General features: G+C 40.6%; 14 protein-coding genes. 8 read left to right on the top strand and 6 right to left on the bottom strand.

The window, feature by feature from the left end; genetic code table 11:
* Window positions 1-456 carry a DUF6220 domain-containing protein gene (locus B4U84_RS27135; protein WP_131121250.1) on the bottom strand — a complete coding sequence of 152 codons (456 nt, stop codon included), beginning with the start codon at window positions 454-456 and terminating at the stop codon, window positions 1-3.
* A gap of 420 nt (window positions 457-876) precedes the next feature.
* On the opposite strand from B4U84_RS27135, the gene B4U84_RS31995 reads away from it, so the two are divergent.
* Window positions 877-1,011, top strand: a complete 135-nt coding sequence (locus B4U84_RS31995) for a hypothetical protein (protein ID WP_278248360.1) — start codon at window positions 877-879, stop codon at window positions 1,009-1,011.
* Window positions 1,012-1,229: 218 nt separating this feature from the next.
* Here the strand turns inward: B4U84_RS31995 and B4U84_RS27130 are convergent, their stop codons facing one another.
* Window positions 1,230-4,091: a cation-translocating P-type ATPase gene (locus B4U84_RS27130; RefSeq protein ID WP_131121249.1), complete on the bottom strand. Its 2,862-nt coding sequence runs from the start codon at window positions 4,089-4,091 to the stop codon at window positions 1,230-1,232.
* Window positions 4,092-4,607: 516 nt separating this feature from the next.
* On the opposite strand from B4U84_RS27130, the gene B4U84_RS27125 reads away from it, so the two are divergent.
* The 4 genes from B4U84_RS27125 to B4U84_RS27110 all read left to right on the top strand — a co-directional run bounded on the left by B4U84_RS27125 (window position 4,608) and on the right by B4U84_RS27110 (window position 8,999).
* Window positions 4,608-5,780, top strand: a complete 1,173-nt coding sequence (locus tag B4U84_RS27125; RefSeq protein WP_131121248.1) for an ATP-binding protein — start codon at window positions 4,608-4,610, stop codon at window positions 5,778-5,780.
* 443 nt (window positions 5,781-6,223) lie between these two features.
* Window positions 6,224-6,370: a DUF454 family protein gene (locus B4U84_RS27120; RefSeq protein ID WP_072046625.1), complete on the top strand. Its 147-nt coding sequence runs from the start codon at window positions 6,224-6,226 to the stop codon at window positions 6,368-6,370.
* Between the two features lie 207 nt (window positions 6,371-6,577).
* Window positions 6,578-7,702, top strand: a complete 1,125-nt coding sequence (locus tag B4U84_RS27115) for a Get3/ArsA fold putative tail anchor-mediating ATPase NosAFP (RefSeq protein ID WP_131121247.1) — start codon at window positions 6,578-6,580, stop codon at window positions 7,700-7,702.
* A gap of 484 nt (window positions 7,703-8,186) precedes the next feature.
* Entirely contained in the window at window positions 8,187-8,999 is an 813-nt protein-coding gene (locus tag B4U84_RS27110; RefSeq protein ID WP_131121246.1) for a carbonic anhydrase, read from the top strand.
* A 194-nt stretch (window positions 9,000-9,193) separates the two neighbouring features.
* Here B4U84_RS27110 and B4U84_RS27105 read toward each other — a convergent pair whose 3' ends face one another.
* Window positions 9,194-10,186, bottom strand: coding sequence for a hypothetical protein (locus B4U84_RS27105; protein WP_131121245.1), 993 nt, complete (start codon window positions 10,184-10,186; stop codon window positions 9,194-9,196).
* A gap of 178 nt (window positions 10,187-10,364) precedes the next feature.
* The gene (gene cax / locus B4U84_RS27100; RefSeq protein WP_131121244.1) at window positions 10,365-11,447 is read right to left on the bottom strand and encodes a calcium/proton exchanger; all 1,083 of its coding nucleotides are present in this window, start codon (window positions 11,445-11,447) and stop codon (window positions 10,365-10,367) included.
* 697 nt (window positions 11,448-12,144) lie between these two features.
* Between cax and B4U84_RS31990 the strand changes: the two genes are divergently transcribed.
* Window positions 12,145-12,273, top strand: a complete 129-nt coding sequence (locus tag B4U84_RS31990; RefSeq protein ID WP_278248359.1) for a hypothetical protein — start codon at window positions 12,145-12,147, stop codon at window positions 12,271-12,273.
* 242 nt (window positions 12,274-12,515) lie between these two features.
* Window positions 12,516-14,489: a P-type ATPase actuator domain-containing protein gene (locus B4U84_RS27095; protein WP_131121243.1), complete on the top strand. Its 1,974-nt coding sequence runs from the start codon at window positions 12,516-12,518 to the stop codon at window positions 14,487-14,489.
* Here the strand turns inward: B4U84_RS27095 and B4U84_RS27090 are convergent.
* Together B4U84_RS27090 and B4U84_RS27085 are read right to left on the bottom strand one after the other, a co-directional pair.
* Window positions 14,468-14,668, bottom strand: coding sequence for a hypothetical protein (locus tag B4U84_RS27090; protein WP_131121242.1), 201 nt, complete (start codon window positions 14,666-14,668; stop codon window positions 14,468-14,470). The genes B4U84_RS27095 and B4U84_RS27090 overlap by 22 nt on opposite strands.
* A 707-nt stretch (window positions 14,669-15,375) precedes the next feature.
* On the bottom strand, window positions 15,376-15,684 hold the full coding sequence (locus tag B4U84_RS27085; protein WP_131121241.1) for a DUF5132 domain-containing protein: 309 nt from the start codon (window positions 15,682-15,684) through the stop codon (window positions 15,376-15,378).
* A gap of 558 nt (window positions 15,685-16,242) precedes the next feature.
* Between B4U84_RS27085 and B4U84_RS27080 the strand changes: the two genes are divergently transcribed.
* A complete protein-coding gene (locus tag B4U84_RS27080; RefSeq protein ID WP_131121240.1) occupies window positions 16,243-16,668 on the top strand; it encodes a DUF1345 domain-containing protein in 426 nt (141 codons plus the stop codon).
* Window positions 16,669-16,761: the final 93 nt, after the last annotated feature.

The following is a 16,761-nucleotide window of genomic DNA, read 5'->3' as shown; positions in this document are numbered from 1 at the left end:
TCATTGCTTAGTTAAATTAACATCGCTTTCATCATCTAGCTTAGGAAATATGAAGCGCTGCGTACGATGAACTAAAGTTGTGGAAGCAGAAAACAGCGTGAACCCAATTAATGGGTGTAATACACCTAAAGGTAAGGACAAAGGTAAAGGTGGATTCAAGTGAATTGTAATAAACTGTAGTGCAAGAAGTATTGGCATACTTACCGTCAGCCCTCGCACTCGTTTAGGAAATGGACTCAAGAACACCAATCCTAACAGCAGTGGTGTCAATCCACTGTAACCACGCACCAGCCAAACATGAACTTTCCACCACTCAGGATCGTAAAAATACGCTAGTCCAACAGTCAAAACTTGAAGATTTAAGCAGACATTAAAAAGCACAACTATTGAGAAAAAACCGATCTGAATCCAGTAGGTAGAAGTCCGTACACTGTCAGAACTAGAAGTTATTGCCATACTAAAGTAGTCCTTTAATCACAAGAACTCTTGCACCAGTTTTTCGTTTCGCCAAGAAATAAATTTTAAAGGTTGATAGCGAAAGTCAGATAAATCTAATTAGGAAAGTATTTGAGTCCCTTTAAATAACTTATGCTATCAGCCTGAGAATTTATTTTCAGATGGTATACCGGGTAGGCGCAAGATCTAAGTTAAGTTAAGACTACGATAGTCCTGATTGCTTAAACATGCCTAGTCCTCGATCGGGTACAATTTTTAGTTTTATTACAAAAAATCCCGATTTTTTGAGAAAAAATAAAAAAGTTTTTGGAATTAGGAGAAGTCAACCAAACTTGATAAATTCGTGTCCTTCTAGTAGTCCACCAAAGTAACTTTGCCTGGTAGTAGCATCTGGTGGTAAGCTAAGACCAAGATTGTGTGATGGCAAAAAAATACACTGTAGACTTAAATGAAGCAGAGTTATCCGAACTGCGATCGCTAATGAAAACAGGCAAGCGAAAAGCTCGAAGTCTAACCCGTGCTTATATCCTTGAATTGGCGATCGCCAATTACTAAAATCAGAAATTGCAGCTTGGGAGCAACCTCTCTAGACAATGTTTGTAAATCTGGAATTCTTCTTTCTAAACATTGACCGAACAATTTTAGATTTTAGATTTTGGATTAAAATGAAAATCTGAAATCTAAAATCCAAAGTCCAAAATCCAAAATCGAGTGACTTTCGGCTTATCTTAGTCCTATTCAGGTCAAAAGGCTTTTGAGTTTCGCACCGCCAACTAAACTCTAGGACGGAAAAACCAGCGGATAAATAGCTTCTCGGCCTCAATCCAGATAAAGATAATAGCACTGAAGCCAATACAGACCATTAGCTCTTGAAAGGTAATGTAGTGAGTGCCGAAGAAGTTTCGGAGTGGTTCAATATAAATTAGCAACAGTTGCAAGATGCTGGTTAAAATCACAGAAGCAAGAATAAAGGGGTTAGAGAAGGGATTAACCTGAATGAATAAACGAGTGTTGGAACGAATAGCAAGCGCATGTCCCATTTGAGCTAGACAGAGGGTAGTGAATACCATTGTCTTCCAACGGTCTGGGTCAAGTGTTCCGCCTGCCGTGTTCTGCTGAGTAAAGTTGTATGCCCACGTCATCATCAAGATGGTTACTACCGCTAGGACACAGCCAATACGAATCATATAAGCTCCCAAGCCTCTGGCAAAGATGTTTTCTTTAGGGTCTTTGGGTGGCTGCTGCATGACAATTGGTCTACCTGGTTCCACTGCTAAAGCTAAGGCGGGAACACCATCTGTTACTAGGTTCATCCAGAGAATTTGTAAAGGTGACATTGGCACACCACCTAATCCTAGTAGGGGCGCAGCAGCAATAGTCAGTACTTCGCCAATGTTGCTGCCTAAAATGTAACGGATGAAGCGGCGAATATTGATGTAAACAACACGGCCTTCCTCTACAGCTGAGACGATGGTGGCGAAGTTGTCGTCCAGAAGCACCATATCACTGGCTTCTTTACTGACATCTGTACCTGTGATTCCCATTGCCACACCAATATCTGCCTGCTTTAATGCTGGAGCGTCATTGACTCCATCCCCCGTCATCGCCACTACATTGTTGCGATGTTGCAGTGCTTGGACAATTCGCAGCTTATGTTCTGGTGAGACACGAGCATAGACACTAACCCGATCAACCTCTGCCTCCAAGTCTGCCATGCTGAGTTTTTCTAGTTCTTGTCCTGTAAGAGATAAGCTACCTGCTTTAGCAATACCTAAGTCTTCTGCGATCGCCTGCGCTGTTAACTGGTGATCTCCAGTAATCATAACAGGGCGAATACCTGCTGCCCGACATTTTGCTACTGCTTCTCTGACTTCCGGACGGGGTGCATCTAGCATTCCTACTAATCCTAGCCATGTTAATCCATTTTCGGAGACATCTTCAGAAGCTTCGGGCGGCAATTCTGTTAAAAGCTTACTGGCAAATCCTAAAACTCGCAGACCTCGACTTGCAAGCTGATTATTTTGTTGGAGAATTTTTCGACGCTGTTCATCTGTGATCGGTTGCCAACGATTCTCCACCTGAATATGAGTACAACGTTCTAGGGTTAACTCTGGTGACCCTTTAGTAAACATGACGTAGGGTGCAAGGTGTAGGTTATGGAACACAGAAAGTTGTTCATCGCTTCTGTGAGTCTCCACCATTACACTCATACGCTTGCGCTCTGAGGAGAAAGGAAATTCTGCAACACGAGGGAAATAACCTTCTTGCTCATGCTTGCGGAACCCAGCTTTACCTGCAACAGATAGTAATGCTCCTTCTGTTGGATCTCCGAGAATTGCCCACTCACCACCTTCCTTTTGCAAAATTGCATCATTACACAGGACACAGGCAAGCATGAGTGCTAAAAGTTCTGGCTGCTGTTGAGGTAAGATCATTTGAGATGGTTGATTTATCATACCCATCTCATAAAAGTGACCTTCAGGACTGTAGCCTTCTCCTGTAATGCTGAGAGAACTGCTAGGTGTATGCAGTGCCTGTACTACCATTTTGTTTTGGGTGAGAGTTCCAGTTTTATCTGAGCAAATGGTGGTGACAGAACCAAGGGTTTCTACGGCAGGAAGTTTGCGAATCAGAGCGTTGCGTCTGACCATGCGCTGGGTTCCCAGTGCTAAGGTGACGGTGATTACTGCTGGTAAACCTTCTGGAACAACGGCAACTGCCATGCTGAGGGAAACTTTGACTAATTCCTCAAACAGAGAGGGATGAACAATCGTGCCACCCACTATGACTATTGCCACTAGTATTAAGGAACCCGTGACTAGGGTGTTTCCTAGTTGGCTCATGCGCTTTTGTAAGGGGGTAGGCTCAGATTCCACTGATTGGAGTGCGGTGGCAATCTTGCCCAGTTCTGTTTGCATTCCAGTTTCAGTGACTATGACTGTTGCTCGTCCTTGAACAACTTCAGTGCCAGAGAAAACTAAGTTGATGCGATCGCCCAAGGGTGCATCTTTTGGTAACAGCACTTCTGCTTGTTTGTTGACTGCGTGTGCTTCTCCTGTGAGGGCCGCTTCTCGTACTTGCAGATTCGCAGCTTCAACCAAGCGTCCATCGGCTGCTACTTTGACTCCAGCTTCTAGGACCATGATGTCTCCTGGTACCAGTTCCTTTGACTCTACTTCTACTGGCTTACTGTCCCGGATGACTCGCACTTTTGATGAAGCTAGGTTTTTTAGTGCTGCTAAAGCTTTCTCGGCACCACTTTCTTGAATGTAGCCTAGTACGCCATTCAAGATTACGACTACAAAAATCGCGACGGCATCCTTGGGAAAAACGAACTTCCCAGCTGTAAAAGATTCGCGAATATCCAAAATTGCAGAGATGATTGCGACTGCAATCAGCATCAGCAGCATGATGTTTTTGAATTGGTCCCACAAGATTTCTAAGGGTTTACGTCCCCCCGTTTCTACCAATTCGTTAGAGCCATAACGCTGCTGTTTTTCTGTAATTTGTGTGGTTTTTAAACCAGAAGTGCGATCGCTTTTCAGCTTCAAGAGTGCTTGATCAACCTCCAAGGTATGCCAAGCCGGAGCTTCAGGCTTCGCAAAAGCTGAGTCTGATATGGTACTAGAAGACATGGATCGAAATTCCTAGTAATGCTTGCTATGTCTACTTACAATATTTCATAATACTTACTTTACTATACAGCACTATTAAATAGTATCAACTATAATTTTAATTAATATCACTCTTCAGTACTTTTAATTAATTGGTAATTACCAAAGTTGGCAAATACCAGTTCAGAAGTACTGCTCGTTGAAAAGTAAGATCCCCAACTTTTTGGAAACATCGGGGATCTGGGCGAGCTAAATTGTTCACAACTCAAATCAAATTGTTATATATCTATGGCAATAAATAATAGTATCTTTCAGAAGGCAGAGGGCAGGAGGCACTTATGCTGAAGGAACCCACGCTTAAAAACGTGGGATTGAATTTTAAGTGGGCTTTATACCCACAACTGAAGTTTTTGTTAATACATATAACCTTCTGCCCTCTGCCTTCGTACTTCTGCCTTTCTTGGTAAAATATTTCAATACTATTAAATGGTATTAAGTATAATCTAAAATTATAGTTATCAATAACAACTCTTACCTATGGTCGGTAATCCTTTTGTTCCCCGATATCTAGTAGGCAGGCAGGCAGAACTACAGCAAGTTAGTACAATTCTTGCTCAGGATGGCGACCTGATGGTGGCAGGTGTTCCAGGAAATGGGCGGCGAGCGCTCATCCGTTGGGCAGCCGAAGAGGTAGGAGCCAGAGTGTTAGAAATTGACTGTCTGCGAGCGACTAATTCTTCTCGTTTTTTGGAACTTTTAGCAGAAAGATTGCTGGAAGTTTTCTCAAATCCAGTCGAACTAGAGCTTATTCAACGATGGAGTATTGAACATCCGTTGACTCTGGAACAATATTTGACACGACGAACTCGCTTAGTCTGGCACGTCTCATCTAAAGATAACTGGATTATCCTACAAGCTCTCTTGACCCTACCGCAAGTGATGGCAGAATGTTTAGATTGCCGAGTTGTGTTGGTATTTCAGAATTTCCCTCACATCCGTTCTTGGGATCGAACTGGGAAATGGGAAGATTACTTGCGCCAAGAAGTTGAGCGGCAAAACCGTGTTAGTTATGTCCTAATTGCTACAGTTCCAGAACCCTGGGTTTATGAAAGCAATTTGCATGTCGTTACTTTAGCACCTCTGGAGCGTAAAGACCTCCAATCCTGGATTATAAAAGCTATGGCAGCAGAAGAACTTAAATTTGAGGCAGATAGTCAAGCACTCAACATGTTTCTCAACTACGTCCAAGGTCATCTTGGCGATGCAATCGCTCTTTCCCGTCGAATTTGGCTGGACTGTCGAGCTTTTGCAAGGATGAAAGATGAAGACACTAAGAAAAATGCACCTAGAGTCATGAGTTCTGAACAGCAATCATCCCTAATAGTTTATCCTTTTGAGGACGGATTGATTCAAACTCACCACGTCCACCGTAGCGCTTTAAGTTTAGTGGAAGATCTATCTCTAACTTTTGAGTCCTTGCTTTTGCTACTCCCACCTATTCAGGCTCGTGTTTTAGAAAGTCTAGCTCTTGACCCAACTGATAGCCCTCACTCACGCGAATATATAGAGAAACATCAACTTTCTAGAGGAGGAGGTCTGCAAGGGGCGCTGGCTGGATTGGAACAAAAAGGACTTGTTTATGGTTCCAAGTATAGCTATCGGATAGCAATGCCGCTGTTAGCATTCTGGCTCAAGCATCGTCTAGGTTAAATAATAATTAGGAAAAAGGGCATAATGGGAAAGCCTGTGGTCGCGCTCAATCCATAGGCAAAAATGGTCAGAATTATTGAGCCAAGAATAGATATGACCAGCGATAACAGAATATTGGGAAGCAACAACGCAAGTGTATTCATAAATCTATTGAATGGTTGAGTCCAACCAGTGTTTCTAGGGGCAATGCTCAAGAAAGAGTACATAAGTACCTCAAATTGTATGTTTTAAGAGAATACATTACTGTTAACATCACTCTACCATCAATCCAATGCAAGGATGATAAGATTTTCTACTAAAACTAGAGTAAAGAGATAAACTTTAGCTTATCTTTGCAATTAACTATTAGTATAGTAACGCACTATTAATTTTATGAGTCAAGAGGTAATTTTTCTGGTACATTGCAATTAGTAGGAAATAGCAAGTATTTGGACAAATGAATTATGTTTAAGCAGATGAGAAATGCCGCAAGAATTTTTGTTGGCTTGATATCCGCTGTAGTAGGTGTTGTTGGGATACTTCTGCCTCTGATTCCTGGTACTCCATTTCTTCTGGTAGCTGCGGCTTGTTTTTGTACTCTAGAACCTTAAATGCCTGATTGATTGACCAATTTTTATTACAATTGGTCAATCTTTTAAAAATTTAGTCAATCTCACTAATTCGTCCTTACTCACATAGAATTAACTGAATATTTGTAGTCTGGGTTAATTAACTCTATCTCATACTGGCCGGAGTTTTTATATCACCTAATTTTCACATGAATTTCAGTAATTCTAGAGTGAAAGGTTAATATTTCAATGAGCAGAATCATTACATTTGTTGGTAAAGTAGGGATAGGGCATACAACGCTAGCGATCGCTACTGCCAAATGGTTTTCTCAACAGGGAAAAGAAGTGCTGTTTGTCACTCATAACCCTAATCCCAATGCTGAAACTTTGTTGAAAACCCCTCTGACGCATATTCCCCAGGTTGTTGCTCCCAATCTACAAGCTGTGCAGCTACAGGCTACAACAATGCTTGACCAAACCTGGGAAGAAGTTAAGCAACTATTGTCCCTTTATATCCCAATACCTGACTCTGAAGAAATCTACTCAGGAGAGTTAATTTTGCTTCCTGGATTTGATAGTCTCCTTTATTTCAATGCTATGCGCCAATACTATCAAAGTGGCGACTATGAAATCATAGTCTATGATAGTCGGGGAGATTTAGAAACGCTGCGGATGTTAGGCATACCAGGAATGTTGGACTGGTATTTTCATCGTTTTGGGAAGATATTTGAGGGATTTAGCTTACACAAAATTGCTGATTCTATTGGTGGGCCAATTGCTTCTGCAATTGTTTCGGCAAATGTGGATACTGAAAAAGTGCAACAAGGTTTAGAGCAAATCCGCAGTTGGATTGCTGAAGGTATGGCTGTTGTGGGAGATGCAAATAAGCTGACATCTTACCTGGTGACTAGTAATGAACCAGGAGCTCTCGCTGAAACTAAATGGCTTTGGGGGAGCGCTCAACAGATAAACCTAATTGTCAATGGGGTTCTGGCTTATCAGTGTCAGGAAGGCGATGACCTAACCGATTTACAGCAAGTCTTTGCTCCATTGAGTGTTACTTCTATTCCAGCTTTAAAGGAGCATAACTGGGATCCTTTACTGAAAGCTCTACCTGATTTTAACAACAATCATCAGGCTCCTTTTCCTTTCAAGATTGATCTAGAATCCCGTCAATTATTTGTATTTTTACCAGGATTCACTAAAAAACAGGTTAAATTAACTCAACACGGTCAAGAACTGACTGTTGAAGCAGGGGAGCAACGGCGAAATATCTTTTTACCTCCAGATTTGCAAAAACTATCCATTCAATCAGGTAAATTTGAAGAACCATATTTGATAGTTGCTTTTGAAGAAAAGCAAGAACAGGGTTAGTTAAGAGGATGTTTGAAAAGTCAAGGAAGGTATAATTTGTCATTCTGAGTGGAACGCTAGCGGAACGTAGACGCGTAGAGGCTTCTCGCAGAGTAGAATATGGGATTTTGGGCAAATACTGAGATGTTTCACTTGGCTACCTAGGGAAGCCGATGTCGCGTTTACGCTGCGTACCCCTTCGGGGAAGCAAGCTAAAACAAGCCTAGTTGTTTCTCAAATGTAAAACTTTGACTTGAAGTGAATTAGATTACCTAATGGATAACTTAAATTTTTCTACCACAACCAGTTGGATCATTATGCTGGGGTTGCTGAGTTTTTCTCTATGGCGATTTTGGAAACGCAGATCCCACCTACGCGTGAAAACATTTAAATGTCGGCAAAATATATAAGGTTGCCCGGTTTTGCACAAATTTGTCTAAGGGGAAGGCGAAGCGTCTAATGCGTTTAAGGTCGCTACGATTTCACGCAAAACAGTACTTAGCTTATGAGAAAACTAATTAGAGGTCTACAACAGTTTAAAAGCAATTATTTCTCTACCCATCTGGAGTTATTTGAGCAACTTTCTCATGGTCAAAAGCCTAGAGTCCTATTTATTACTTGCTCTGACTCCCGAATGGATCCAAATTTGATTACTCAGGCTGAAGTCGGTGAGTTGTTTGTCATACGTAATGCAGGTAATATTGTTCCATCTTATGGAGCAGCTAATGGTGGTGAAGGAGCATCAATAGAATATGCAATTCAAGCATTAGATATTGAACAGGTTGTGATTTGCGGTCATACTCACTGTGGAGCGATGAAAGGATTGCTGACACTGGATAGTCTCAGACAAGAAATGCCCTTGGTTTATGACTGGCTCAAACATGCGGAAGCTACCAGAAGATTAGTGAAAGACAACTACAGAACATTCCAGTCTGAGGAATTATTAGAGATTGTGATCGCTGAGAATGTCCTGACACAAATTGAAAATTTGAGAACTTACCCCATTGTTCACTCCAGGTTGTATCAAGGTAAGTTGAAGATTTATGGCTGGATTTATCATATTGAAACAGGTGAAGTACTAGCATATGACCCCGTAAGTCATGCCTATGTATACCCTCAGAGTCAACTGAGTGACTACGATTCTCAAACAGGACCAACCCCAGGACAATTTGCCAATACCAGCGCTCCTCCAGTTGCTTTAGAACTACCCCAGCATTATGTCATTGCCTCCCACAATGGCAATGGCTCAAATGGTTCATCTCAGCAACATGAAGCAGCAACTTATCTTGAAAATGGGTGTGGGGGTGTGGGGGTGTAGGAAGAGTCAAACGATTTTGGATTTTAGATTTGCGATTTTAGATTGACCCCGACCACTCCTTGGGTGCAGGGCTTGAAGATTTTAAATTGGCACGGTCAAATTTTCATGCCCTCGTTCTTGAATTTTCTGGTGATTGATTGTCTTGAAAGTTCACTTTCAAGACATTTTTGATCGCCAGCACAGCAGTTTCATCATTAAGGTTGTTGTTTTTCTCCTTCACCTCCAACTTCGACATGATCTGCGATTTTGGTGTTAGAGTTCCATTCTGTTCGCCTACCTACAAACATGCCAATTTTTTTGCCAACTTCTTTGCCTTTTGGCCCCAGTACTGTACCCCCAATCACTCCACCGATCACAGCTGTACCAGTTTCGCCTAAGAAATTGCAGGTAGTATTGCCTAACCAACTTCCTTTCTGCTGTTGAGAAGATAATGGTTTTACATTAGAAACAATTTCAGAATTTTTTTGAGTGCTCTGATTGACTTGTCGCACAGCATCCTCACCAAGCTGTGCTCCAATAGTAAAACCAACAACACTACCTACTTGAGTACCAACAATCATTCCTGCTGGTCCCATTGCTATCCCAACTACAACTGCTCCAACTGTTCCCCCTACTGTTTCTCCGACAGTAGCTCCAATTAAGCTGCCTCCGAATTCTTGAATCGTGGCCTTGGATGCAGGCGAGGGAATATTTTCTATGGCTTCAGATACCGTCTGAGCAACAGCTTGGCCTGCTTGAGAGGTAGCATTGCCGATCGCTTCGCCAAAACCAGCAGTTGTTCCTGCGACCATTTTTCCAGTCAAAAAAGCAGCACTTCCGATTACCTCACCCATATTATTGGCTGTTGCAGACAAATATGCTAAACCAGGAGGTGTGACGCTATCAAGAACATCTCCAACATTAGCAGCAGTTTCTAGTACCGCTTTTCCAGCCTGGTATGCCATGCCATTAATCACTTCTGCCATACCAGCCGTAGTTTCAGTCACAGCTTTTCCAGCTTGCCATGCTACATCGCTGATTGCTTGTCCGATGCCATAGGCGACTGTGGCAAAAAATCCTAAACAAGGAGCTTTTTGAGTCGAAATTCTAGCTAACTGAATACTGGAAGATTGGGAATAAACTTCGATTACCTCTGCTTTGACTTCAATGTCTGAGGATTGAGCTTTAATTCTTGCTTCACTTGACATGGAGATGACCTCAATAAAAATTGGGATGGGAGATTTAGCACTGTTAATTAAGGGTTTGGACAAAGGGTTTAGGAGTTTAGGGGTGTGAGGTGTAAGTGAGCAAAACCCTTCTGTTACACCCCTACACCCTTACATCCAATCTCAACAATTAACCTTTATTGCGTTTATTGCGTAAGTTCTAGGGGTGAAAGTAGAATGCTGTTCCAACAACAGCATAGGTAATGAGAAGCAAAGCTCCTTCTAACCAATTGGATTGACCATCGGTGCTGATGGAATTGGTAATTAAAACTGCGATTGCCACTGCCAGTACTTCAAAGGGGTTGAAGTCTAGATTCATTGATTGCCCCATTAACTGACCCACCAACACTAAAACAGGAGCAATAAACATTGCTATTTGCAAACTCGATCCCATTGCTACTGCAACCGCTAAATCCATTTTGTTTTTCATCGCAAAGGTGGCAGTGGTAATATATTCCACTGCTCCCCCAAAAATGGGAATGAGAATGACACCTGTAAAAAGGTCAGTTAAACCTAATGTAGAAATAGCTTCTTGTAAGCTTGCTACTAGAGTATCAGATACAAAGACCAGAATAATCGTGCAAATGAGCAGAATTCCAATTGACTTCCATAAACCAGCCTTATGACTCTCAGATGCAAGTGTATCTTGGTCAGTTTCTTCTAGCTCTGTGAGTTGATAGATAGATTTGTGGGTTTTCATGGAAAAAACCAAGGTCAACCCATAGAAAAGTAACAACAACAAAGCAGCAACAATTGAAAAATGATTAATTGTTGCAAGTTGCAAGCCTTTAGATGTGAAATTAATAGCTGTTGGCGAAAGCAGCACTACTAATGCTAAATTCAACGAAGAGGCGTTGATCCGAGCAACTGTTGGTTGAAAGCTTTGTTCTTTAAACCGCAATCCTCCTAACAGAATTGCAGCTCCTAGTGCTAAGAGAAGATTGGCAACGATTGTACCTGTAATGCTCGCTTTGACTACATCTACCAATCCAGCTCGAAGTGCGACAATCGCGATAATTAACTCTGTAGCGTTGCCGAAAGTAGAGTTAAGTAAACCTCCCAAAGATGGACCAATAACTTCCGCGATCGCTTCTGTAGAGTCAGCAATAAATGCTGCTAAGGGAATGATCGCCAAGCCAGAGGCAATAAAAACAATGATGGCGGGAAAATCTAGCCATTCTGCTATGAATGCAATTGGCACAAAAACCAACATTCGTAGCAGAATTACCTGTTTTTGAGTCATTTTTGAGACTCCTAAATAAAAATGCCAAAAAGAACACAGGCGTTGCTGAATCAAAATATGAATTTACAATTCACGGATGTGTAGAAACGTAGAATTGCTACGTCTCTAATAATGGCGGGAAGGAAGTAAAAGAAATATGTTCATTTAAGTTAATGAGCTGATTAGTAGAAAAATTGACAAAATTCTCTCAAGTAAAAAACATTGAATTAGAAGAATCAAAACTATTATCTAACTATTAGAGTGTATTTATATATACTCTAAATTGCTTTAAACACCTGCATAAACTGCTGCGAAAAACTATTAATTACGATTGTCGTAGTAGAGTGTATTTGACAATATTTTAATTGACTGAGATCATAGCTTGCCTAAACGAAAAATTATCACATTTAAAATCTTCTAACTAAAAAATTAATTATCTTTAACATACATAAATACTAAATATAAAACAAAAAACTATATTGATTTTCATCAAGTGGTACAAAATAGCTAGTGGTCTGGCAACCTAAGTTTGAGAGGTTCGTAGTGAGCGCTTAAGCGCTCACTACGAACCCAGCATAGTTGAGATAATAATCTTGATTTAAAATGTTTGTGGAAATTATACCTTTTGGAGAGTAAGTCTTACCTACTTAGAAAGAGAAGCCATAATGATTTTTTATATATTCTATCAAAATAAAGAGCTATATGAGGATTAGGTTTTATGGATGAGATTTTATTAGTTTCTATTCTTGGTTTTGTGATTTTATTTGGAATGACATTGTTGGTGATGGAGGAGTTTAGTATCGAAAGAAGGGCGATTTTGGCTGAATATCGCAGGACAAGCAAATAATTTGAGTATATAGCAAGTATAAATGATTCATGAAAACCAGATCCCCGACTTTTTATAAAAAGTCGGGGATCTGGGCAATATGATTCCTCACAAATCAAATAGGATTACTGGACGTTGTCTTCAAAACACTGAACAATTCTCACATAGTTTTACAACAAAAGCTTTTTACTTGTTTCAGTTGTAGCTTATGATGTTGAGTAATACGAAAGTCAAAACCTTTTCATTAAGATTATCTCAATGTAATGAGCTATCAGGTCGTTCACTCTACTTTTGGACGTTATCGTATTCGTATACCTCAACTTGCTCGTGATTCAGACTTTGCTAGCAAACTAAAGACACTAGTTGAATCCCTGGCATTTGTGACTGAGGTTCGTATTAATGCAAAAGCAAGTTCACTGATTGTCAGTTATCAAGATGATGTTTGCAGCACAATGGCGTTGGAAAAGTTTGTTGGCTGTATCCAAGTGGTAGACTGTGTTGAAATTCCCTTGACAGAATCTCTACCTGAAGGAGAAGACCTTAAACCGGAAGTTAATCAATGGAAGGATTTAGGATTTCCTGTCCTTAGCCTTAGTTTGGCTTTGCTAGCAGCTCCTTTGGAGTTACCACCATTGATTGTAGTGTTAGCAATTGCTGGAGCTGCAACACCTTGGTTTAACCGTGCTACTGATAGTCTGCTCAATCAACGTCAGCCTAATATTGATTTGCTAGATTCAGCATGGATGACTATGCAGGCTGTCCAAGGTCAATTTATTGCACCTTCACTCAAGACAGTTTTAGTAGAAGTGAGGAGAACTCTCAGGGGAAATACAACCCAGACTATAGAAGAACAGTCTTTAAATTTGTTAAATCAATTAGATCAATATGTTTGGGTAGAGTTAGATGGAAAAGAACAACATATCCATATAAGCAATTTACACCAAGGCGATCGCATCATCATTAAATCAGGTGAAATGATTTTGGTAGATGGGATCGTTCTTTATGGTTATGGCTTGGTTGATTGCCAAAATTTAACAGGTAGCTCTACACCTGTTGTTTGCTCCCCAGGACACGATATCTACGCCTCTACAATATTGCTTGAAGGTGAGTTGTGTGTTTTGGTGAAAAGAATTGGAATTAATACCCGTGCTGGTTTAGCCACTCTGCTGGCTGAATTAGCACCTGTTCATGATACAAAAATTGGTGCTTTCCAAGCAGAATTCGTAAAAAATGCAATTTTACCAACTCTGGCTTTAGGTGGCACGATCTATTTAATGACGGGTAATATTGGCGCTGCTATCTCACCCTACCAATTTGATTTCGGCAGTGGTATTCCGATTTCGATTTCGACAACAGTCCTGCAAGCACTGATCTATGCTGTACGACACGGAATCTACATTCGCAGTGGTGCCATTTTGGAAGCATTAGCCGAAATCGATGCTATTGTCTTTGATATAAAAGCATTGGCTCTAGATTCTCCTGAGACTTTGGAAGCTATTACTATTCTTCAGCGTCAAAACATAGAAATTTACTTAGTGTGTGATGCTCCTGAATCGATGGCTGTTGATGTTGCAACTCAGTTAGGAATTCATCCCTATCAGGTCTGTACAGAACCTTTAACCCAAAAAATTAATCTGATTCGTGGATTACGACATCAAGGTAAAACTGTTGCCTTTGTGGGAGATGAGAAAGATGATGCAGCAGGGCTTGCTCATGCTAATGTCTCCATTTCATTTGCCAAGACGAGTGAAATTCCCCACACCACAACTGATGTTGTCATTTTAGAAGATGACTTACGCGGAGTTACACATGCCATTGCGATCGCTAAACGAGCAATGGAAATGATTTACCAAAATACCGCAACCATCGTCATTCCTAACCTATTTATGCAAATAGGCGGTGGAATGGTATTGGGTGTAAATCCTGTGTACAATGTGATTGTAAATAATAGTACTGCCTTTGTAGCTGAATTCATAAATGGTTCGCGCCCACTTTTTGAGACAAACTTCTTACCTCCTCTTAGAAGCAATCGGGGAAATATTGAAGAATACAGTTCATCAAATGGTAAAGCACTCAAACAAGGTGAATTGGCAAAGCGGTTAGGGGTTTCACCCCAGTCTCTTACCAACAAAAGATTAAAGCCTGAGTTTCCTATATGGACTCAGGCTAGAGATCCAGAAGGAATAGCATGGGATTTTGATCCAGTAGCCAAGCGCTATCGACATTCACCCGCTTGAAGTTTTATAGGATTCTCTTGAGGATATGCATTTGCACATCGAGCGTCTGCTGTTTGTTGAGTTACAAACAGATGGGCTGATAAATCAGTGAGAACGACCAGCAAAAGAAAACCAAATGGACCAACAGCAAGGGTAATCGCTAGCTTGCGTAAGTTAAAAAACTCTGGATATTGAGGCATGGTAAAAAATCTCCAATAGAGAGAAGGTTTTTTTCTCCTGATTAGAAATCAGCAGAAGTAATGTCAAGTTTGCATGATTACTCGTAATTTCCCTCTCCTTACCAAAAAGAGGGGTACCGAAGGCGGGGTGAAGTTTTTTAACCGAACTTGATATGAATCTTTTAACTTCACCTTTGACATGCAGAGATGGGTTGGCAAGGTGGCGAACCCAGAGAGTGGTGAAAAAAATCTTTTGTGAAACACCAAGACACAAAGAAGAAAATAGTCTTGTTTAGTGAGATTTAGGTTATCTGCCTTCTTCAATGGTCAAGACTTCAGAAGGTAGAAGGCAGAAGGAACCACACTTAAAACTGTGGGATTGAAGCAAGGACGCCGTTTTTCCTCGCGCTACGCGTCTCGTAGACGCAGAGCGGCTTCTCGTAGAGTAAAACATCTTTTTTTCAACTGGGCTTTAGGCTCAGAACTAAAGTATTAATTAATACTCTAAAACATTAAGTGCCTTCTGCCCACCGACACCAAGCCGCTCTGCGTCTACGACCCTCTGCCTTTCTTTGTCAGGTTAATATAAATTGGGGAATCGCACTATCGAGTGATTGTTGACAAAATTTGTTCTCAAATTACTAGTAAATTGGCAATAAAGACTGACAACCAAGAGGCTATCAGTCTCTGGCAAGACGTTAGGTGTTCACTTCCATGCTTTGCAGAAATTAGCCGATACTTACCTCACGGGGAGTACTTTCGCTTGTTCCGTTTTTGGAAGTTGAACGCTCTGCTTTTGCTTCAGCAACTAAATCCTTGAAGGATTCACTTGCTTCGGCGAAAGTAGATTGAGCCTTATCAATGGCCTCAAAAGTCCAAATTAATCCAGTCTTAGCTGCACCCCTTGCAGATTCTGAAACATTGTGACCGGTTGCAGAATCAAGAGCACTAACAACAGGTACTAAAACCAATGCTCCAACTCCAATTACGGCAGCAGTCATTGGTTCAAGACCTAGCAAAAGAGCCTCAAGTTCCATATTTACTTGTCCTCCAAAATAATAGAAAAACCTACTTGCTTCAGGTTGTAGCTATTTAGACAACTCGAATCTGAAGTTATTGAAGGTATGTCACCTCAAATATTGAATGAAAAAGTAGAAACGAATTTTCAATAGCTACATCAAGGAATTACAAGAAGGCTGAAATAGTGAGAGTAAAAACTGTAGGAAAACAGGTAGCTAAACTTTCTATATTGTTTCTACCTTTATCAGTCCATGTTACATCGTATCAGGAAAATAAGGTACTAGAAACAACATTAAGTTTTTGTTACAATAGTAGATATGATGAAATATTTTTTCGACTTTTAGCAAATTATTGTATCTTTTAGAGCAATAATATTTCAGTTTCCGATCAAACTGACTCATAATTAATCACAAATAAGTATGCAGACAACTCAGGAAAAATATTGATTAAGGCTATTAGTAGCCAATTGCTAGTTGCTAATTTGGTCAAACTGTTAGCTATTAGCTGTCAGCTATTTAGTAATTCTAAGAAACGCTTGCTCTGAATTATCTGATGGAACTTCTTGTTTTCATACAATGCTATCTTTTACGATAGAAGTACGCATCCTTTCAACTTGGAGTGCTGGGGTTCTCTGGTTTGTAGCTCTAACTTGGTTTATGATGTTTAATACTACTCCTGGTAAAACTCTCGATCGCGCCCAGCACCAAGAAGCCGATCATCTCGCTGTCTTTTTACTAGTTATATTTATTGCTTTTAGGAAACTCTTTGCGATCGCAGTCGTGTTAGCGAAACATAAGGATTCCTTTACTCTCTCAGTTGGATTGTCTATTGTGGCAATTTTTAGCTTCTGGGTTCTGATGCACACAATGCTTACATTGCACTATGCGAATGACTTAGTTTTAGGCGATCGCTTCACCACAAAACTACCTGGATTGTGGGCTGGAACTATCTCTGGATTCATAATGATTGCTACAGGAATATACGAATACTTTGTCATTTGAGGTAGCGTAGCAAGCGGTTAATGATTAAGAAATGTTTTAGACTATAAAAGTAGTTTTAATTAATCACTAACCGCCAATCATTTTACGTTATCG

The organism is Westiellopsis prolifica IICB1, assembly GCF_004323185.1.
GTDB classification, from domain to species: Bacteria; Cyanobacteriota; Cyanobacteriia; order Cyanobacteriales; family Nostocaceae; genus Pelatocladus; species Pelatocladus prolificus_A.
The sequence above is the reverse complement of the archived record's forward strand: the minus strand, read 5'-3'. Positions and strand labels throughout refer to the sequence as shown.